17 protein-coding genes are annotated in these 19,698 nt (G+C 69.7%); 13 read left to right on the top strand and 4 right to left on the bottom strand.

The features are described 5' to 3' along the window. The first annotated feature begins 175 nt into the window (after nucleotides 1-175). Nucleotides 176-505, top strand: a complete 330-nt coding sequence (locus ACGFYV_RS25160) for an antibiotic biosynthesis monooxygenase family protein (RefSeq protein WP_393880703.1) — start codon at nucleotides 176-178, stop codon at nucleotides 503-505. 169 nt (nucleotides 506-674) lie between these two features. Here ACGFYV_RS25160 and ACGFYV_RS25155 read toward each other — a convergent pair whose 3' ends face one another. Next, nucleotides 675-2,957, bottom strand: coding sequence for a (Fe-S)-binding protein (locus ACGFYV_RS25155; protein ID WP_393880702.1), 2,283 nt, complete (start codon nucleotides 2,955-2,957; stop codon nucleotides 675-677). A 260-nt stretch (nucleotides 2,958-3,217) separates the two neighbouring features. Between ACGFYV_RS25155 and ACGFYV_RS25150 the strand changes: the two genes are divergently transcribed. From ACGFYV_RS25150 to ACGFYV_RS25120, 7 genes are all read left to right on the top strand, one after another. Continuing rightward, entirely contained in the window at nucleotides 3,218-4,249 is a 1,032-nt protein-coding gene (locus ACGFYV_RS25150; protein WP_393880701.1) for an MraY family glycosyltransferase, read from the top strand. A gap of 94 nt (nucleotides 4,250-4,343) precedes the next feature. Next, a complete protein-coding gene (gene dnaK, locus ACGFYV_RS25145; protein WP_393880700.1) occupies nucleotides 4,344-6,182 on the top strand; it encodes a molecular chaperone DnaK in 1,839 nt (612 codons plus the stop codon). Then, the gene (gene grpE / locus ACGFYV_RS25140; protein ID WP_393880699.1) at nucleotides 6,179-6,829 is read left to right on the top strand and encodes a nucleotide exchange factor GrpE; all 651 of its coding nucleotides are present in this window, start codon (nucleotides 6,179-6,181) and stop codon (nucleotides 6,827-6,829) included. The genes dnaK and grpE overlap by 4 nt, the downstream gene beginning before the upstream one ends. Before the next feature lie 36 nt (nucleotides 6,830-6,865). Further along, a complete protein-coding gene (gene dnaJ, locus ACGFYV_RS25135) occupies nucleotides 6,866-8,041 on the top strand; it encodes a molecular chaperone DnaJ (RefSeq protein WP_393880698.1) in 1,176 nt (391 codons plus the stop codon). A gap of 7 nt (nucleotides 8,042-8,048) precedes the next feature. Beyond that, nucleotides 8,049-8,504 (top strand): heat shock protein transcriptional repressor HspR, encoded by a 456-nt coding sequence (locus ACGFYV_RS25130; RefSeq protein WP_393880697.1) that lies wholly within the window; start codon nucleotides 8,049-8,051, stop codon nucleotides 8,502-8,504. Between the two features lie 263 nt (nucleotides 8,505-8,767). Next, nucleotides 8,768-9,874 (top strand): sugar ABC transporter substrate-binding protein, encoded by a 1,107-nt coding sequence (locus tag ACGFYV_RS25125; protein ID WP_393880696.1) that lies wholly within the window; start codon nucleotides 8,768-8,770, stop codon nucleotides 9,872-9,874. A 169-nt stretch (nucleotides 9,875-10,043) separates the two neighbouring features. Then, nucleotides 10,044-11,105 (top strand): LuxR C-terminal-related transcriptional regulator, encoded by a 1,062-nt coding sequence (locus ACGFYV_RS25120; protein ID WP_393880695.1) that lies wholly within the window; start codon nucleotides 10,044-10,046, stop codon nucleotides 11,103-11,105. A 58-nt stretch (nucleotides 11,106-11,163) separates the two neighbouring features. Here the strand turns inward: ACGFYV_RS25120 and ACGFYV_RS25115 are convergent, their stop codons facing one another. Further along, entirely contained in the window at nucleotides 11,164-12,195 is a 1,032-nt protein-coding gene (locus tag ACGFYV_RS25115; RefSeq protein WP_393880694.1) for a helix-turn-helix transcriptional regulator, read from the bottom strand. A gap of 128 nt (nucleotides 12,196-12,323) precedes the next feature. On the opposite strand from ACGFYV_RS25115, the gene ACGFYV_RS25110 reads away from it, so the two are divergent. Next, nucleotides 12,324-12,530 (top strand): hypothetical protein, encoded by a 207-nt coding sequence (locus ACGFYV_RS25110; RefSeq protein WP_393880693.1) that lies wholly within the window; start codon nucleotides 12,324-12,326, stop codon nucleotides 12,528-12,530. 5 nt (nucleotides 12,531-12,535) lie between these two features. Beyond that, nucleotides 12,536-12,871 carry a hypothetical protein gene (locus ACGFYV_RS25105; RefSeq protein ID WP_393880692.1) on the top strand — a complete coding sequence of 112 codons (336 nt, stop codon included), beginning with the start codon at nucleotides 12,536-12,538 and terminating at the stop codon, nucleotides 12,869-12,871. A gap of 199 nt (nucleotides 12,872-13,070) precedes the next feature. Here ACGFYV_RS25105 and ACGFYV_RS25100 read toward each other — a convergent pair whose 3' ends face one another. Beyond that, nucleotides 13,071-13,532, bottom strand: coding sequence for a pyridoxamine 5'-phosphate oxidase family protein (locus ACGFYV_RS25100; RefSeq protein ID WP_393880691.1), 462 nt, complete (start codon nucleotides 13,530-13,532; stop codon nucleotides 13,071-13,073). 147 nt (nucleotides 13,533-13,679) lie between these two features. On the opposite strand from ACGFYV_RS25100, the gene clpB reads away from it, so the two are divergent. The 3 genes from clpB (at nucleotide 13,680) to ACGFYV_RS25085 (ending at nucleotide 17,979) form a co-directional block, all read left to right on the top strand. Next, nucleotides 13,680-16,277 carry an ATP-dependent chaperone ClpB gene (gene clpB / locus ACGFYV_RS25095; RefSeq protein ID WP_393880690.1) on the top strand — a complete coding sequence of 866 codons (2,598 nt, stop codon included), beginning with the start codon at nucleotides 13,680-13,682 and terminating at the stop codon, nucleotides 16,275-16,277. Nucleotides 16,278-16,760: 483 nt separating this feature from the next. Next, nucleotides 16,761-17,300 carry a YbjN domain-containing protein gene (locus tag ACGFYV_RS25090; protein ID WP_393880689.1) on the top strand — a complete coding sequence of 180 codons (540 nt, stop codon included), beginning with the start codon at nucleotides 16,761-16,763 and terminating at the stop codon, nucleotides 17,298-17,300. Nucleotides 17,301-17,493: 193 nt separating this feature from the next. Continuing rightward, the gene (locus ACGFYV_RS25085; protein WP_393880688.1) at nucleotides 17,494-17,979 is read left to right on the top strand and encodes a prevent-host-death family protein; all 486 of its coding nucleotides are present in this window, start codon (nucleotides 17,494-17,496) and stop codon (nucleotides 17,977-17,979) included. Nucleotides 17,980-18,403: 424 nt separating this feature from the next. Here ACGFYV_RS25085 and ACGFYV_RS25080 read toward each other — a convergent pair whose 3' ends face one another. Further along, nucleotides 18,404-19,621, bottom strand: a complete 1,218-nt coding sequence (locus tag ACGFYV_RS25080; protein ID WP_393880687.1) for a pyridoxal phosphate-dependent aminotransferase — start codon at nucleotides 19,619-19,621, stop codon at nucleotides 18,404-18,406. Between the last annotated feature and the right edge of the window lie 77 nt (nucleotides 19,622-19,698).

Raw genomic sequence — 19,698 nt, 5'->3', positions numbered from 1 at the left:
GCTACTTGGCCGCCCTCCATCTCCGCGCCTCCATCATCTGGATCAAGGACCTCGCACGGGCCACTCAATGATCACGACCCGATACACGCCCTAGGGGACCGCGCGGTGCGCCCCCGGCGTAAGGGTTGTCCGTGAGTTCAGCGAATCCTGGCGGTGGCCGGGGCAGGATGGGTGCATGAGCGTAGTCAAGATCAACGTACTGACCGTCCCCGCTGAGCAGCGGGAGGTCCTGGAGAAGCGGTTCGCCTCGCGGGCGCATGCCGTGGAGAACTCCGACGGCTTCGAGTGGTTCGAGCTTCTCCGGCCGGTCGAAGGCACCGACAGCTACCTCGTCTACACGCGGTGGCGCGACGAGGAGTCCTTCCAGGCGTGGATGGAGGGCCCCATGAAGGCGGCCCACCAGGGCGGCGGCGGGGAGAGCGGTGAGAAGCCGAAGCCCGCCGCCTCGGGCTCCACCCTGTGGTCCTTCGAGGTCGTCCAGCAGGCCGAGCCCAAGAACGCGTAGAGCAGCAGCAGCCGGGCCGAAGAACGCGTAGAGCAGTGGCGACGCGGGCTGCGGGCCACCCGGCCTGACAGCCGTCACGCGCGCTGACAGCCGTCACCCGCCCCGGAACGCGACGGCGCCCCCTGCCTGTGCGGGTCAGGGGGCGCCGTACATCCGCGGCCGGCGTCGGCTACTGCACCGGCTCCGGCTCCGGCTCGTCCGCGTTCTCCGGCTCGCCCGCCGGGTCGACCGGGGTCCGGACGGAGTCGAGGAGGAGCTGGGCCACGTCCACGACCTGGATGGACTCCTTGGCCTTGCCCTCGTTCTTCTTGCCGTTCACGGAGTCCGTGAGCATGACGAGGCAGAACGGGCAGGCGGTGGAGACGATGTCGGGGTTCACCGACAGGGCCTCGTCGACGCGCTCGTTGTTGATGCGCTTGCCGATGCGCTCTTCCATCCACATCCGGGCGCCGCCGGCGCCGCAGCAGAAGCCGCGCTCCTTGTGGCGGTGCATCTCCTCGTTCCGCAGGCCCGGGACCTTGCCGATGATCTCGCGCGGGGGCGTGTAGATCTTGTTGTGGCGGCCCAGGTAGCAGGGGTCGTGGTAGGTGATGATGCCCTCGACCGGGGTGACGGGGATCAGCTTGCCCTCGTCGACCAGGTGCTGGAGCAGCTGGGTGTGGTGGATGACCTCGTAGTCGCCGCCGAGCTGCGGGTACTCGTTGCCGATGGTGTTCAGGCAGTGCGGGCAGGTGGCGACGATCTTCTTGGCCGACTTCGGCTTCGCGGACTCGGCGGTGACCTTGCCCTCGTCGTCCAGCTCCTCGCCGAACGCGGTGTTGAGGGCCATCACGTTCTCCATGCCCAGCTCCTGGAACAGGGGCTCGTTGCCGAGGCGGCGGGCGGAGTCACCGGTGCACTTCTCGTCGCCGCCCATGATCGCGAACTTGACGCCCGCGATGTGGAGGAGTTCGGCGAAGGCCTTCGTCGTCTTCTTGGCGCGGTCCTCCAGGGCGCCGGCGCAGCCGACCCAGTACAGGTACTCGACCTCGGTGAGGTCCTCGATGTCCTTGCCGACGACCGGGACCTCGAAGTCGACCTCCTTGGTCCACTCCAGGCGCTGCTTCTTCGCCAGGCCCCAGGGGTTGCCCTTCTTCTCCAGGTTCTTGAGCATCGTGCCCGCCTCGGACGGGAACGCGGACTCGATCATCACCTGGTAGCGGCGCATGTCGACGATGTGGTCGACGTGCTCGATGTCGACCGGGCACTGCTCGACGCAGGCGCCGCAGGTGGTGCAGGACCACAGGACGTCCGGGTCGATGACGCCGTTCTCCTCGGCGGTGCCGATCAGCGGGCGCTCGGCCTCGGCCAGCGCTGCCGCGGGCACCGATGCGAGCTGCTCCTCGGAGGCCTTCTCCTCGCCCTCGGCGTTCTTGCCGCCGCCGGCCAGCAGGTACGGCGCCTTGGCGTGCGCGTGGTCGCGCAGCGACATGATCAGCAGCTTCGGGGAGAGCGGCTTGCCGGTGTTCCAGGCGGGGCACTGCGACTGGCAGCGGCCGCACTCGGTGCAGGTGGAGAAGTCCAGCAGGCCCTTCCAGGAGAACTGCTCGACCTGGGAGACGCCGAAGACGTCGTCGTCGCCCGGGTCGGTGAAGTCGATCGCCTTGCCGCCGGAGGTCATCGGGAGCAGGGCGCCCAGGGCGGTCTCGCCGTCGGCCTTGCGCTTGAACCAGATGTTCGGGAAGCCGAGGAAGCGGTGCCAGGCCACACCCATGTCGGTCCTCAGCGAGACGACGATCATCCAGGTGAAGGAGGCCACGATCTTCACGCCGGCGAAGAGGTAGGTGAGGTTCTGGAGGGTGGAGGCGTCCATGCCCTTCAGCCACGCCACGACCGGGTACGAGATGAAGAACGAGGCCTCGTAGCCGTCGACGTGGTTCTGGGCGCCCTCGAGCGCGTGCAGCATGAAGATGCAGACGCCGACGACGAGGATGATCGTCTCGACGAAGTACGCCTGGCCGGTGTTGGAGCCCGCGAACCGGGACTTGCGGCCCGGCCGGTCCGGCCGGGACAGCTGCCGGATGACGATCAGCGCCAGGATCCCGAGCACCGTCATGGTGCCGATGAACTCGACGTAGACGTTGTACGGAGCCCAGTGGCCGATGACCGGCAGGATCCAGTCGGCCTTGAACAGCTGGCCGAAGGCGTTGACGATCGTCAGGAGCAGTGTGTAGAAGCCGATCGCCACGAACCAGTGCGCGACGCCGACGATGCCCCAGCGGTTCATCCGGGTGTGCCCGAGGAACTCCCGTACCAGGGTGACGGTGCGCTGATAGGGCTCGTCGGTGCGGGTGCCGGCGGGCACGCTCTGGCCGAGCCGCAGGAAGGCGAAGATCTGCAGGAGGGCGCGGAGGAACAGGGCCACGCCGACCACGATCGTAACCAGCGACACGATGATCGCGGCGAGTTGCATTTCGGGGCTCCTCGGGCCTGCGAGGGTCATTACTAAGCGGTAACTTATGCAGTCCGTCTGAGACTACCCTCATCTTTACTCGCACTGTAGTCAGGTGCGCCGTGATCTGGATCGCTGAGGGTCGCCTCAATCGGATCGCCATCGGATCGCCGTCGGATCGCCATCGGATCGGCGAGGGCTGCCTGGATCAGGCGGGCGAACCATGCGATCTGATCGTGTTATTCGTACCGAATTGCTACTTTCGCGCCTAACTTGGAGGCGTGCTCTACGGGATCACCGCGGCCTGTGCCGCCCTCCTCCTCGCCGCCGTGCTCGCGGTGCTGCTGCGGGTGCCCGCGCTCCGGGCGGGCCTCGTCGACCGGCAGGGGCGGCGGCACCGGCCGCGGCCCCTGCCGCTGTCCGGGGGAATCGCCGTCGTGAGTGTCACCTGCCTGGTCGCCTGGACGGGTGAGTGGACGCGGGTCGCCCCGCTCGGGGACGGGGTCGGCCGGCTGCTCCTCGCCGCCGCCGCGGTCGCCCTGCTGGGGCTGGTCGCCGACGCCTGGCGGCTGCGGGCGCGGGTGCTCGTCGCCGGTACGGCGGTGGCGGCGGCCTGCGTGGTGCCGTACGACGAGACGGGCGCCGGGGGCGGGGCGCTGGCCGTGGGGTGGATCGTGTTCTGCGCCCTCGCCTTCAAGGGGCTCGATCACGCCGACGGGCTCGCCGGGACCGTGGGGGTGGTCACCGCCTTCGGAGTGGGGGTCTGTGCCGCCGTCGAGGTGATGGACGGGCTTGCGGTGCTGCTCTGCGTGTTCGCCGCCGCCCTCACCGGCTTCCTCATGCACAACTGGCGCCCCGCGCGGGCCGGACTCGGCGCCGCCGGCGCGCTGTTCACCGGGTTCCTGCTGTCCTCGGCCGCCGTCTTCACGCGCGCGGGGTACGCGCTCGCGCCCACCGCGGGCGTGCTGTTCTGCCTCGGCGCGGTCGCGGGCGCCGACTTCGTGCTCGTGGTCCTGGTCCGGCGGGCGGCCGGCCGGCCGCTGCTGCGGCGCGGGCCCGACCATCTCGCGCACCGGCTGCGGCGGCTCGGTCTCACCGCACAGGGCGCCGTCGTGGTGCTGGGTGCCGGATCGTTCGCCGCGGTGCTCGTGGGAGTGCTCGTGCATGCCGGGTGGATGGGGGGAAGTGCCGTGCTCTGGGTGGCAGGTGGGGCTGCTGTCGCCGTCGTCGTCCTCCTTCGGGTCCGTGTCCAGCAGCCCCGTCGGACCGCATCTGTGCAGGTCAGCGGGCGGTTGCGTGTAAGGAGCGGATAAGAGTTGAGTCGAGTTGGCTCATGTCTGTTGACCCAGCGGGCCGAGTGGTGCACACTTGAGCCTGTTCCACTCAAGTCAGCTGGAGGAATCAACCATGGCACGTGCGGTCGGCATCGACCTGGGCACGACTAACTCCGTCGTCAGCGTTCTCGAAGGCGGCGAGCCCACCGTCATCACCAACGCCGAGGGTGCCCGGACCACGCCGTCCGTCGTCGCCTTCGCCAAGAACGGCGAGGTGCTGGTCGGCGAGGTCGCCAAGCGCCAGGCGGTCACGAACGTGGACCGGACCATCCGCTCGGTGAAGCGCCACATGGGCACCGACTGGAAGATCGAGCTGGACGGCAAGGTCTTCAACCCGCAGCAGATGTCCGCGTTCATCCTGCAGAAGCTGAAGCGTGACGCCGAGGCCTACCTGGGCGAGAAGGTGGCCGACGCGGTCATCACCGTCCCGGCGTACTTCAACGACTCCGAGCGCCAGGCGACGAAGGAGGCCGGCGAGATCGCGGGCCTGAACGTCCTGCGCATCGTCAACGAGCCGACCGCCGCCGCGCTGGCGTACGGCCTCGACAAGGACGACCAGACGATCCTCGTCTTCGACCTCGGCGGCGGCACCTTCGACGTGTCCCTGCTGGAGATCGGCGACGGCGTCGTCGAGGTGAAGGCCACCAACGGTGACAACCACCTCGGTGGTGACGACTGGGACCAGCGCGTCGTCGACTACCTGGTCAAGCAGTTCCAGTCCGGTCACGGCGTGGACCTGTCCAAGGACAAGATGGCCCTCCAGCGCCTGCGCGAGGCCGCCGAGAAGGCCAAGATCGAGCTGTCCTCCTCCACGGAGACCTCGATCAACCTGCCCTACATCACCGCCTCCGCCGAGGGCCCCCTGCACCTCGACGAGAAGCTCACCCGCGCCCAGTTCCAGCAGCTGACCGCGGACCTGCTGGAGCGCTGCAAGACGCCGTTCCACAACGTCATCAAGGACGCCGGCATCTCGATCAACGAGATCGACCACGTCGTCCTGGTCGGCGGCTCCACCCGTATGCCCGCCGTCGCCGAGCTCGTCCGCGAGCTGACCGGCGGCAAGGACGCCAACAAGGGCGTCAACCCGGACGAGGTCGTCGCCATCGGCGCCGCCCTCCAGGCCGGTGTCCTCAAGGGTGAGGTCAAGGACGTCCTGCTCCTCGACGTGACCCCGCTGTCCCTCGGCATCGAGACCAAGGGCGGCATCATGACCAAGCTCATCGAGCGGAACACGACGATCCCGACCAAGCGGTCCGAGATCTTCACCACCGCCGAGGACAACCAGCCGTCCGTGCAGATCCAGGTCTACCAGGGCGAGCGCGAGATCGCGGCGTACAACAAGAAGCTCGGGATGTTCGAGCTGACCGGTCTGCCGCCGGCGCCGCGTGGCGTCCCGCAGATCGAGGTCGCCTTCGACATCGACGCCAACGGCATCATGCACGTGACCGCGAAGGACCTCGGCACGGGCAAGGAGCAGAAGATGACCGTCACCGGCGGCTCCTCGCTGCCGAAGGACGAGGTCGACCGGATGCGCCAGGAGGCCGAGAAGTACGCGGAGGAGGACCACGCCCGCCGCGAGGCCGCCGAGACCCGCAACCAGGGCGAGCAGCTCGTCTACCAGACCGAGAAGTTCCTCAAGGACAACGAGGACAAGGTCCCGGGCGAGGTCAAGACCGAGGTCGAGGAGTCGCTCACCGAGCTGAAGCAGAAGCTCGAGAGCGAGGACACCGCCGAGATCCGCTCCGCCACGGAGAAGGTCGCGGCCGTCTCCCAGAAGCTGGGCCAGGCCATGTACGCCGACGCCCAGGGCGCGCAGGCCGCCGGCGCCACCGCCGGTGCCGGTGAGGCCAAGGACGACGACGTCGTCGACGCCGAGATCGTGGACGACGAGCGCAAGGACGGTGCCGCGTGACGGAGGAGACCCCGGGCTTCGAGGAGAAGCCCGACGTCCCCTCCGGCGCGAGCCCCGACGACGCCGAGCCGAAGGCCGCCCCCGACAAGGGGGCGGCCCCGGCCGGGGACGCAGCAGACGCAGGCCTGGTGGCCCAGCTGGACCAGGTCCGCACGGCGCTGAACGAGCGCACGACGGACCTCCAGCGCCTCCAGGCCGAATACCAGAACTACCGCCGCCGCGTCGAGCGTGACCGGATCGCGGTCAAGGAGATCGCCATCGCGAACCTCCTGACCGAGCTCCTGCCCGTGCTCGATGACATCGGCCGCGCGCGGGAACACGGCGAACTGGTCGGCGGCTTCAAGTCGGTGGCCGAGTCGACGGAGACCGTCGCGGCCAAGCTGGGCCTGCAGCAGTTCGGCAAGGAGGGCGAGCCCTTCGACCCGACGATCCACGAGGCCCTGATGCACTCCTACGCGCCGGACGTCACCGAGACGACCTGCGTGGCGATCCTGCAGCCCGGGTATCGCATCGGCGAGCGCACCATCCGCCCCGCGCGGGTGGCCGTCGCCGAGCCGCAGCCCGGCGCGCAGAACGTCAAGGCCGAGGACGCCGAGGACACCACGGCGGCCGACGACAAGGAGAGCGGTGGCCCGGACGAGGGCTGACGTGAACACTACTGAGGGGAAGGAGGGACGTCGGGGATGAGTACCAAGGACTTCATCGAGAAGGACTACTACAAGGTTCTCGGCGTCCCCAAGGACGCCACCGAGGCCGAGATCAAGAAGGCGTACCGCAAGCTCGCCCGCGAGTTCCACCCGGACGCCAACAAGGGCAACGCCAAGGCCGAGGAGCGCTTCAAGGAGATCTCCGAGGCGAACGACATCCTCGGCGACCCGAAGAAGCGCAAGGAGTACGACGAGGCCCGCGCCCTGTTCGGCAACGGCGGCTTCCGCCCCGGACCGGGCGCAGGCGGCGGCAACTTCAACTTCGACCTGGGCGACCTCTTCGGAGGCGGAGGCGGCGCCCAGGGCGGAGGCGGCTTCGGCGGCGGCATCGGTGACGTCTTCGGGGGACTGTTCAACCGGGGCGGCGCGGGCACGACCCGCACCCAGCCGCGCCGCGGCCAGGACGTCGACACCGAGGTGACGCTCAGCTTCACCGAGGCGATCGAGGGTGCGACCGTCCCGCTGCGGATGACCTCGCAGGCGCCCTGCAAGGCCTGCTCCGGCACCGGCGACAAGAACGGCACGCCGCGCGTGTGCCCGACCTGCGTCGGCACCGGGCAGGTCGCCCGGGGCTCGGGCGGCGGCTTCTCGCTGACCGACCCGTGCCCCGACTGCAAGGGCCGCGGCCTGATCGCCGAGCACCCCTGCCAGGAGTGCAACGGCAGCGGTCGCGCCAAGTCCTCGCGCACCATGCAGGTCCGTATCCCGGCGGGCGTCACCGACGGACAGCGGATCCGGCTGCGCGGCAAGGGAGCACCCGGCGAGCGCGGCGGACCGGCCGGTGACCTGTATGTCACCGTGCACGTCGGCGAGCACCCGGTGTTCGGACGCAAGGGCGACAACCTCACCGTCACCGTCCCGGTGACGTTCACCGAGGCGGCCCTCGGCGGCGAGGTGAGGGTCCCGACCCTCGGCGGCCCCGCCGTCACCCTGAAGCTCCCGCCCGGCACCCCCAACGGCCGCACCATGCGCGCCCGGGGCAAGGGGGCGGTCCGCAAGGACGGCACCCGCGGCGATCTGCTGATCACCGTCGAGGTGACCGTTCCCAAGGACCTGTCGGAGAAGGCTCGCGACGCGCTCCAGGCGTACCGCGAGACGACCGTGGGCGAGGACCCGCGGGCGGAGCTGTTCGAGGCCGCGAAGGGAGATTGAGAGCCCCATGGACACACCGGGCCGTCGACGCAACCCGTACGAACTGAATGAGGAGACCCCGGTCTACGTCATCTCGGTGGCGGCCCAGCTCTCCGGTCTCCACCCGCAGACGCTGCGTCAGTACGACCGTCTCGGCCTGGTCTCCCCGGACCGCACCGCGGGCCGGGGCCGCCGCTACTCGGCCCGCGACATCGAACTGCTGCGCCAGGTGCAGCAGTTGTCGCAGGACGAGGGTATCAACCTGGCCGGCATCAAGCGGATCATCGAACTGGAGAACCAGGTCGCCGCGTTGCAGTCCCGCGTCGCGGAACTGCAGTCGGCCCTGGACGGCGCGGCGGCGGCCATGCAGCAACGCGAGGCCGCCGTCCACGCCTCCTACCGCCGCGACCTGGTCCCCTATCAGGAGGTCCAGCAGACCAGCGCTTTGGTCGTGTGGCGGCCGAAGCGGCAGCAGGGTGAGTGAACAGCGCCATGTGTGAGGGGCCCGGAGAATTCTCCGGGCCCCTTTCGCGTACCGGGCGTGTGCGACCGGGTGGAGGGTCCGTAAAGGGCGCTTGGCGAGGGTTCGTTCGGCGTTCGCAAAGCATTCACAACACGACGCAGGGTGATGTTGTCATCTCGTTAAGTGCATCCTCTTGACGCTCATGTGCCATGCGCGTTGGCTCGTCTGCACACCTGCCGCACAACGGCACCCCTGTCCCGCACGCACCTGAAGTGAGCCGTCGAATGCGTCGTATTGCCTTGTCCGTGGCCGCGTCCACGATGACCCTGTCACTCGCCGGCTGCGGTGTGCTGGGCGCGACGGGGGACGGGGCGAGCGCGAGCCCGACGAAGGGCGACGACATCACCGTGGGGCTGCTGCTGCCGGAGAAGGCCAACACCCGTTACGACAAGTTCGACTTCCCCATCATCAAGAACAAGGTGGCCGAACTGACCTCCCGGAAGGGGAAGGTCGAGTACGCCAACGCGGACGCGGACGCCGCCCGGCAGGCGGGCCAGATGCGGCAGATGATCGACGACCACGTGGACGTGATCATGCTCGACGCGGTCGACTCCCACGCCATCGCCGGCCAGGTGAAGAAGGCCAAGGACGCGGGCATCCCGGTCATCGCCTACGACCGGCTCGCCGAGGGCCCGATCGACGCGTACGTCTCCTTCGACAACGAACTCGTCGGCGAGGTGCAGGCCCGCTCCCTGCTGGAGGCGATGGGGGCGCGCAATCACACCTCCGACAAGATCGTCATGATGAACGGCTCGCCCACCGACCCGAACGCCAAGCAGTTCAAGCAAGGGGCCCTGTCCGAGCTGAGCGGCAAGGTGCGGATCGCGGCGACCTACGACACCAAGGACTGGAAGCCGGAGAACGCCCAGGCCAACATGACCAAGGCGATCGGGCAGATCGGCGCGAACGACATCGCCGGGGTGTACGCCGCCAACGACGGCATGGCGGGCGGCGTCCTCAAGGCCCTGCGCGCCGCCGGCGTCACCACCCTGCCCCCGATCACCGGCCAGGACGCCGAACTGGACGCGGTGCAGCGGATCCTCACGGGCGACCAGTACATGAGCGTCTACAAGTCCTACCCGGACGAGGCCGAGGCCGCCGCCCAGATGGCCGTCGCCAAGGTCCAGGGCAAGGACATCCAGTTCGACGCCCTCACCCAGGACAGGGTGAACAGCCCCACCACCAAGGGCATCCCGTCCAAGCTGGTCCAGGTGAGCCCGCTGACCAAGGACCGGATCAGCGGCACCGTCATCGCGGACGGCATCTACACGGTGAGCGACATCTGCACGCCCGCGTACAAGGCCGCGTGCGCGGAGGCGGGGCTGAAGTAGCCCCGTCACCCCCCATGTTGCTGCAATGTGACGTGCTGGGGCAGGGCGATACCCGGGCATACCCTCCCGTTGCGGCGCCTGTGGCGCGCAGAGCCATGTTGCGGACCCCCGTCGGCGCCGCGCATAGTTGCGCTGCGGAAGTGGCAGCAAGCCGGGGGTGGAATGGGCGATGGCCGGGCACAGGACGGAGGACCATCCTCACGGTGCCGACCGACTGTGCGGGCCGGGGGACCGCTTGTACTCCCGGGCCGTACGCCGGGGCCGGGTGCCACGCACGGACGTCGAGCCGGTGCCCTGCCTGCTGGAGCTGGCCCTGCTGCACCCCGACCCCGACGACATGGACTGGCTGGTGCCCACCTCCCCGCAGGAGGTGATGACCCGGCTGCTGCGCGGGGTCTACGACGAGGTCACCGCGAGCCAGCGCAAGGTGGGTTCGGCCGTCGCCGCCTTCGACTGGTACGCCGGGCTCGGCCGGCAGCCGCAGACGCTGTCGGCACCGGGTGAGGGCACCGCGATCCGGGTCCTGGACGGTCTGTCCCGCATCCAGGCCGCGATGGACGAGGCGACCGACGCCTGCACCACCGAGGTGCTCACCGTGCAGCCCGGCGGCATCCGGCGCGAGGACGAGCTGACCGAGGGACTGCACCGGGCGCTGGCGCTGCGCGGCCGGGGCGTGCGCATGCGCGACCTGTACACCCACGTGGCCCGGCACGGGCAGGGACTGCACAACTACCTGGAGCTGATGGGCGAGGCCGTGGAGGCGCGCACGCTCGACGAGGTCATCGACCGCCTCATCCTCTTCGACCGCACGGTCGCGTTCATCCCCGCCAACTCCGAGCGCACGATGGCCCTTGAGCTGCGCCACCCGGCCCTGGTCGGATACCTGGTGACCGTCTTCGAACGGCTGTGGCGCCTCGCGATCCCGCTGACGGCCCCGCTCCCCGACACCGGTATCGAGGGCATCTCGCACCGCGAGCGGTCCATCGCCGCGCTCCTCGCCGAGGGGCACCAGGACGCGGAGATCGCCGAACGCCTCGGCATCAGCGTGCGCACCTGCCGCGCCCACATCGCCCGGCTGTCGGACACGCTCGGGGCGGCCAGCCGTACCCAACTGGGCGTGCGGATCGCACAGGTCGGCCTGGACGGCCCACCGCGCCCCGGCGGCCCCGCCGTCGTCGGCCTGCCTGGCCTGCCCGGTCTGCCCGACCAGGGGTCGACGAGCATGCGCTGAGGGTCCCTCCGGTGCCCCGGGGCCTGCCTGTGCCTCCCCGTTGCCTCCAGGGCCCTGGCTAGTGCCCCTGGGCCCCTCGCTGGCCCTGTTCCAGCATCCCGGACTGTGCGATGAGGAAGCCGAGCTGGGCCCGGCTGCCGCTGCCGAGCGCCGTGGCCAGCTTGGCGATGTGGGCCCGGCAGGTGCGCACGTTCATGCCCAGCCGGCGGGCGATCGCCTCGTCCACATGCCCCTCCACCAGGAGCTTGGCGATGGAGTGCTGGACGTCGGTGATGCCGTCGGGCGCGGTCTCGTACGGTGTCCCGGCGCTCAGCGGCACCGCGCGGTTCCACATGAACTCGAACACCTTGATGAGGTAGCGGACGAGCCCGGGATGGCGCAGTTCCAGGGCGACCTGGCGGTCCTCGCGCACCGGGATGAAGGCGACGGTCTCGTCGCAGATGATGAGGCGCTCGACCAGCTCGTCGATGGTGCGGTACTCCACCTTGCCGTCCGTGAACTGGTCCACGTAGGCCAGCCGGTCGGCGCTGTAGCGGGCGGTGTGCTGGTACAGCGTCCGGATGCGCACCCCGCGTTCGCTGAGCGGCTTGTCCCGTTCGAGGGCCTCCAGGAGCCGGTTCTCGGGGCTGCGCCAGCCGCCGGGCTGGACGGTGAGCACCTCGGTGCGGCACTGGGTGGTGGCCAGGTCGAGCGCGGTGTTGATGCGGTCGAGGCCTTCGAGGACGGTGATCGCGTGGGTGGGGGCGTGTTCCTGGGCGCTGAGCGCCATGAAGGGTTCGAAGACCTCCGACAGGGACAGGGTCTGCCGGCGCTGCTCGGCGATCTCGCGCTCGATGGGGTTGAGCCGCTGGGCCAGCGCGACCGCCGGCGGGACGGGCAGCAGCCAGGTGGGGTCGTCGGGATCGGCATGGAGGAGGGCGAACTCCATGAGGCAGGGGGCCGCCTCCGTGTCCTCGCGCGGGATGCGGCCTATGCGCAGGGCGTCCGCATAAAGACGGCTCCCTTCTGCACACAGCTCGGTCACCGCGTGGGGATGTGTCGCCCTTGTTCCGTTTGTTGCCAAATCTCCACCCCCCAGGGTCCTGAACATGCAGGAACATGATGCACCGATCGTGTGGCGATGATGTGCCTGAATGAGCCATCGTCTTATCCGACGGGGGAAGAGGGGACTTTCAAGTGAGGACGAAGCCGACTATGCGTAAAAGAATGCTTCGCTCGGTGCTTGTTGCCGCCTTCTCCGCCGTTGTGGCCGTCGGAACGCTGGCTGGCCTCTCCGGTGCGAAGAGCGACACGCACAAGGCGAGCGCCGATCATTCCGTGACCGCCGCGTCCGCCGCGACGACCGTCCCTCTTGACACGCGCTGGGACGCCGCCCCGCTGGACACCAGGTGGGACGTCGCTCCGCTGGACACCAGGTGGGACTGATCGACATGACGATCCCACCCGACGACCGATCCTTCCGTCGCGAAATGGCCACGGCCTACCGCTCGGGCTGGCACTTCATCGATCTGGTCACCGCCATCCCCCACAGCGGTGACTCACTGATGGTGACGGTGTTCGGCGAGCCGGTCGTGGTCACGCGCGACGAGGACGAGGACGTACGGGCCTACCGGTGCCTGCGCAAGCCCCGCGGTGCGCCGCAACCGGTGCGGTGCGCCGTCCGGTACGGAATGATCTTCGTGAACCTCGACCAGCGCGACCACCGGCTCGCCGAGCCGGACGCGGCGGACCTGAGGACCATTACTGCCACCCCCCGCAGTGCCTGACGCGATTCCCCCGTCGCAAAAAGATCGCTCAGGTGCTTCCCCCAGCAGCGGCGTCACCGTGACCTGAACACGGTGACGCCGCTGCAGTTTGTGGCGGAATCTCCGCGTATGGGCGGCGAGGCCGTGTGGCTGAAAATGGTCCATGGCGGATCGGGGCACACCGGTGCAGAAACCATTCGCCTGGGTGCCGGCCGGCCTTTCACCCGTGCCCGAGCGTCCGCTCGACCTCGATCTCGATGACCACCCGGGCGGGGTTCTCCCTGGGCGTCCGCCGGTACCGCTCGGTGTACCGCCGCTCCGCCTCCGCCACCTTCTCCGGCTCGGTGCGCACCCGCGCGCGCCCCTCCAGCGTGGCCCAGCGCCGCCCGTCCACCTGGCACACCGCCACCCGGGCGCCCTCGGGGCCGGCCGCGCGCACATGGGACACCTTCGCGCTCGTCCCGCTCGTGATCACCCTCGCCAGCCCCGCCCCGGGGTCGTAGGTCACCCCGACCGGCACCACGTGCGGGCTGCCGTCGGGGCGCAGGGTCGTCAGCGTGCACAGGTGCCGCTCCCGCCAGAACGCGAGGTACGGGTCGTCGGGGGTGGAGGGGTTCGCGGTGGGCGAGGGTGCCGGTGCGGGCGCGGGCGAGCGGGGATGTGAGTGCGCGTGCGAGGTCATGGCCCGAAACTTAGCGGGAGCGGGGCCGGGTGCGTGACCAAGCATGGTCCCCACATGGTTGAGCGGAATAGACTCAACTTTGTGTATGTTGGCTAAAGCAGTAGTGGGAGACTGGCCGAGGGCCGATGCGGAGGAGGGACAGCGAACGTGGACGCCGAGCTGACCAACAGGAGCCGGGAAGCGATCAACGCGGCCAGCCAGCGGGCCGTCACCGAGGGGCACGCGGATCTGACGCCGGCACACCTGCTCCTCGCTCTGCTGGCGGGGCAGGAGAACGAGAACATCACGGACCTGCTCGCCGCCGTCGACGCCGACCAGGCCGCGGTACGCACCGGCGCCGAGCGCGTGCTCGCGGGGCTGCCCAGCGTGACCGGCTCCACCGTCGCGCCCCCGCAGCCCAGCCGCGACCTGCTCGCGGTCCTCGCGGACGCCGACGAGCGCGCCAAGGAACTCGGCGACGAGTACCTGTCCACCGAGCACCTGCTTATCGGCATCGCGGCCAAGGGCGGCGCGGCCGGCGAGGTGCTCGCAGGCGAGGGTGCCGACGCGAAGAAGTTGCAGGAGGCCTTCCAGAAGGCCAGAGGAGGACGCCGCGTGACCACCGCCGATCCCGAGGGGCAGTACAAGGCCCTGGAGAAGTTCGGCACCGACTTCACCGCCGCCGCGCGCGAGGGCCGGCTCGACCCGGTCATCGGCCGGGACCAGGAGATCCGGCGGGTCGTGCAGGTGCTGAGCCGGCGTACGAAGAACAACCCGGTCCTGATCGGTGAGCCCGGTGTCGGCAAGACCGCCGTCGTCGAGGGGCTCGCGCAGCGGATCGTGAAGGGCGACGTGCCCGAGTCGCTGAAGAACAAGCGGCTGGTCTCGCTGGACCTCGGTGCGATGGTCGCCGGGGCCAAGTACCGCGGTGAGTTCGAGGAGCGCCTCAAGTCCGTGCTCTCCGAGATCAAGGAGTCCGACGGGCAGATCATCACCTTCATCGACGAACTGCACACCGTCGTGGGCGCCGGCGCAGGCGGCGACTCCGCCATGGACGCGGGCAACATGCTCAAGCCGATGCTGGCCCGCGGTGAGCTGCGCATGGTCGGTGCCACCACCCTGGACGAGTACCGGGAGCGGATCGAGAAGGACCCCGCCCTGGAGCGCCGCTTCCAGCAGGTGCTGGTCGCCGAGCCGACCGTCGAGGACACCGTCGCGATCCTGCGCGGGCTCAAGGGCCGGTACGAGGCCCACCACAAGGTGCAGATCGCGGACAGCGCGCTGGTGGCCGCCGCGACCCTGTCCGACCGCTACATCACCTCCCGCTTCCTGCCCGACAAGGCCATCGACCTCGTCGACGAGGCGGCCTCCCGGCTGCGCATGGAGATCGACTCGTCCCCCGTCGAGATCGATGAACTCCAGCGCTCCGTCGACCGGTTGAAGATGGAGGAGCTGGCGATCGCGAAGGAGACCGACCCGGCCTCCGTCGCCCGCCTGGAGAAGCTGCGCCGCGACCTCGCCGACAAGGAGGAGGAGTTGCGGGGCCTGACCGCCCGCTGGGAGAAGGAGAAGCAGTCCCTCAACCGGGTCGGTGAGCTGAAGGAACAGCTGGACGACCTGCGCGGCCAGGCCGAACGCGCCCAGCGCGACGGCGACTTCGACCGCGCGGCCAAGCTGCTGTACGGCGAGATCCCCACGCTGGAGAAGGAGTTGGAGGCCGCTTCCGCGGCCGAGGAGGAGGCCGCCAAGGACACGATGGTCAAGGAGGAGGTCGGCTCCGACGACATCGCGGACGTCGTCGCCGCCTGGACCGGCATCCCGGCCGGCCGCCTCATGGAGGGCGAGACGCAGAAGCTGCTGCGCATGGAGGAGGAGCTGGGCAAGCGCCTCATCGGCCAGACCGAGGCCGTGCGCGCCGTCTCCGACGCCGTACGGCGCTCCCGCGCGGGTGTCGCCGACCCCGACCGCCCCACCGGGTCCTTCCTCTTCCTCGGTCCGACCGGTGTCGGCAAGACCGAACTCGCCAAGGCGCTCGCCGACTTCCTCTTCGACGACGAGCGGGCCATGGTCCGCATCGACATGTCGGAGTACAGCGAGAAGCACAGCGTCGCCCGCCTGGTCGGCGCGCCTCCCGGCTACGTCGGCTACGAGGAGGGCGGCCAGCTCACCGAGGCGGTCCGCCGCCGCCCGTACACCGTCGTCCTGCTGGACGAGGTCGAGAAGGCCCACCCCGAGGTCTTCGACATCCTCCTCCAGGTCCTGGACGACGGCCGACTGACGGACGGTCAGGGCCGCACGGTCGACTTCCGCAACACCATCCTGGTGCTCACCTCCAACCTGGGCAGCCAGTTCCTGGTCGACCCGGTGCTCGGCGAGGCGGAGAAGAAGGAGCAGGTCCTGGAGGTCGTACGGGCCTCCTTCAAGCCGGAGTTCCTCAACCGGCTGGACGACCTGGTCGTCTTCTCGGCCCTGGACAAGGACGAACTGGCCCGGATCGCCCGGCTCCAGATCGACCGGCTCGCGAAGCGGCTGGCCGAACGCCGTCTCACCCTCGACGTCACGCCCGCGGCCCTGACCTGGCTGGCGGACGAGGGCAACGACCCGGCCTACGGCGCCCGCCCGCTGCGCCGCCTCGTCCAGACCGCCATCGGCGACCGGCTCGCCAGGGAGATCCTCTCCGGCGAGATCAAGGACGGCGACACGGTCCGCGTGGACCGCTTCGGCGAGGGCCTCATCGTGGGCCCGGCGACGGGCAAGACACTCTGACGAACGCGCCCGCGCGTTCGCGGTGACACTCCGACGGACGCGCGCCGCGCGCTCGCGGTGACGGACGGCCCGCCGCCTGGCCACGACGGCGCCCGCCCCGGCCCATCAGGCGCCCGGGGCGGGCCGCCGCGCGTGGCGGCCGGATTCCGGTACTCGCACCGGCACTCGCACCGGCACTCGCACCGGTACTCGCACCGGCACTCGCACCGGCACTCGCACCGGCACTCGCACCGGCACTCGCATCGGCACTCGCATCGGCACTCGCATCGGCACTCGCATCGGCACTCGCATCGGTATTCGGACCGGTATTCGGCTCGGTCCTCGCCTCGGTCCTCGCCTCGGTGATCGCCTCCGTGACCGGCGACTCGGCAGAGGTCGCCGGTGGAGCCGCTTGCCGGGGGTGGTGCAAGAGCGAGAGGGTGGGTTGTACGTCTGGCCTCAGTGACAGCCGGACGAGCCGGACGACCGCAGGAGTAGCCAAGTATGTCCATCGACCCGTCCTCGATTCCGAACTTCGGGGGCCAGCCCGAGCCGCAGCCCCAAGGACCGGCCGGCCCCGTCCTTCCGGATCAGGACCTCGTGAAGCAGCTCCTCGACCAGATGGAGCTGAAGTACGTCGTCGACGAGGAGGGTGACCTCGCGGCGCCCTGGGAGCAGTTCCGCACCTACTTCATGTTCCGTGGAGAGGACGAGCAGGCGATCTTCTCGGTGCGGACCTTCTACGACCGCTCCCACAAGATCGACGAGAAGCCCCAGCTGCTGGAGTCCATCGACGACTGGAACCGCCGCACGCTGTGGCCCAAGGTCTACACCCACACCCACGACGACGGCACGGTCCGCCTCATCGGCGAGGCTCAGATGCTGATCGGCACGGGCGTCGACATCAACCACTTCGTCTCCTCCACGGTCAGCTGGGTGCGGGCCGCGATCGAGTTCGACAAGTGGCTGGTGGAGCAGCTGGGCCTGGAGCAGGAGGTCAACGACGCGGACGACGCGGAGAACCCCGGGGACGACGCGGAGTAACCGTCACCCCACGGCATCACGGAGCCGGGCCGGGGTCCGGGGGCGACACACCCCGGACCCCGGCCTCTCACATGCCGCGCAGCCGCTGCGCGGCCTCCCGCAGCACCTCCGCCCTCTTGCAGAAGGTGAAGGTGCGCGCACCGAGGGCCAGACCACACTGGAAATCAGAGCACGATCTGAGTAAGCTCTGATTATGTCTACCGCGCGCCTGCAAGCAGAAACGGAAACCGTCTCCTTCACCGACCTCTCCCGCAATCCCAAGGGTGTCGCGGCCAGAGCGGCGGCCCTGGGGCGGCTCCGCGTCACACATCGGGACGCGCCGGACATGGTGCTGACCACGGCTGTACAGGCGGAGAACGCCGAGGAGAACCTGACCACGGCCTCACGGCTCTTCCTCGCGCTGATGAAGCAGGACGACGGCGCCAAGTCGCTCCTTCTTGCGCTCCCCGAGGTGTTCCCCTGGGTGCGACACCTGGACGCGGAAGAGGTCCGGGCTTTCACCGTCGAGCTTCTTGAAGCGCTGTCGGACGCCGCCGAACTGGGGGCGGGAGAGGCCGTGCATCGCGCGATCATCTCCTGGCGCGCCACGGCTCGCATCAATGCCGATCCCGACCAGCTCAGGGAGTCGACGCGCCCGCTCGATGGTGATGACCTCGGCCCGGTCGAGGTGTGTGGGTGAGCCCGAAGAAGGGGGATCGGGTCAGCGTTCCGCCCCTCCACGGGTGGAACGTCGTCTTCGGGACCACGGAGGCGGTGACCGGCTGGGAGGAACTGTGCCGTGTGGCGTTGCCGAGCGCGCATCGCTGCTTGGACGCCCTCCGAAACGACCCGCTGTCCCGGTCCAACTGGAGTCGCCAGCATCAGCTACGAGGCAGGCACGCAACCAAAGCGTGGAAGGGGTCCGACCTTGAGCAGTGGGAGTACGAGGTCACCAGCGGTGGTCGCGTGCGCTACTTGGTCAGCGCGGAGACTTCCACCGTGATCCTTGTGTACGCCTCCCCACAGCATCCGAAAGACACCGAGTGAGCCTGGGGCATTTCCGGTCGGGGCCCGCGAGCAGGCCCCGACCCCGCCCCCCGGCGGGACTTGTTCCACGTGCTCTGTCAGACCGCCAACCGCTTGAGGCGGGTCACCGCCTCGTCCAACACACCCTTCCGCTTGCAGAACGCGAACCGCACGAACGGCGCGCCCGCCTCGCGGTCGTCGTAGAAGACGGCGTTCGGGATGGCCACCACTCCCGCCCGCTCGGGCAGGGCCCGGCAGAAGGCAAAGCCGTCCTTCTCGCCGAGGGGCCGGATGTCGGTGGTGATGAAGTAGGTGCCCGAGGTCCTGAACACCTTGAACCCGGCCTGGGCCAGCCCCTCGGCGAGGATGTCCCGGCGCTCCCGCATCTCCCGCCGGAACTCGTCGTAGTACGCGTCGGGCAGCGCGAGGGCCTCGGCCACCGCGTACTGGAACGGCCCCGCGGACACGTACGTCAGGAACTGCTTCGCCGAGCGCACCGCCGTGACCAGCTCGGGCGCCGCCGTCACCCAGCCGACCTTCCAGCCGGTGAACGAGTACGTCTTGCCGGCCGACCCGATCGTCACCGTCCGCTCGCGCATCCCCGGGAACGTGGCCAGCGGGATGTGCTCGGCGTCGTCGAAGACCAGGTGTTCGTAGACCTCGTCGGTCACCACCAGCAGATCCCGCTCCACGGCCAGCTCGGCGATCGCCGCCAGCTCCGTGCGCGTGAGGACCGTGCCGGTCGGGTTGTGCGGGGTGTTGATCAGCAGGAGCCGGGTGCGGTCGGTGACCGCCGCGCGCAGCTCGTCGAGATCCAGCCGGAAGCGGCCCCCGCCCGTTCCGTCCTGCGCGTCCTCTGTGGACGGGCGCAGCGTCACCGGGACGCGCCGGCCGCCCGCCATCGCGATGCTCGCCGCGTAGGAGTCGTAGTACGGCTCCAGGGCCACCACCTCGTCACCCGGTTCCAGCAGGCCCAGCAGCGACGCCGCGATGGCCTCCGTCGCGCCCGCGGTGACCAGCACCTCCGTGTCGGGGTCGTACGACAGCCCGTAGCGGCGCAGCTGGTGCGCGGCGATCGCGGTGCGCAGCTCGGGGATGCCCGGACCGGGCGGGTACTGGTTGCCGCGCCCGTCGCGCAGCGCCCGTACGGCCGCCTCCCTGATCTCCTCGGGGCCGTCCGTGTCGGGGAAGCCCTGGCCCAGGTTGATCGACCCGGTCGAGGCGGCGAGGGCGGACATCTCGGCGAAGATCGTCGTCCCGAACTCGGCGAGCCGGCGGTTGAGGTGGGGGCGCGCGGTGGAGGTCATGCCGGTCATCCTGCGCCCAGCCTCCGGAGTTCCTCAACTCCGCCCCGCGTGCGGTCGCGGTGCCGGGGGATTGCGGCCATGCTGGC

The sequence above is a fragment of the Streptomyces sp. NPDC048297 genome, assembly GCF_043201585.1.
Lineage (GTDB): Bacteria > Actinomycetota > Actinomycetes > Streptomycetales > Streptomycetaceae > Streptomyces.
The sequence above is the reverse complement of the archived record's forward strand: the minus strand, read 5'-3'. Positions and strand labels throughout refer to the sequence as shown.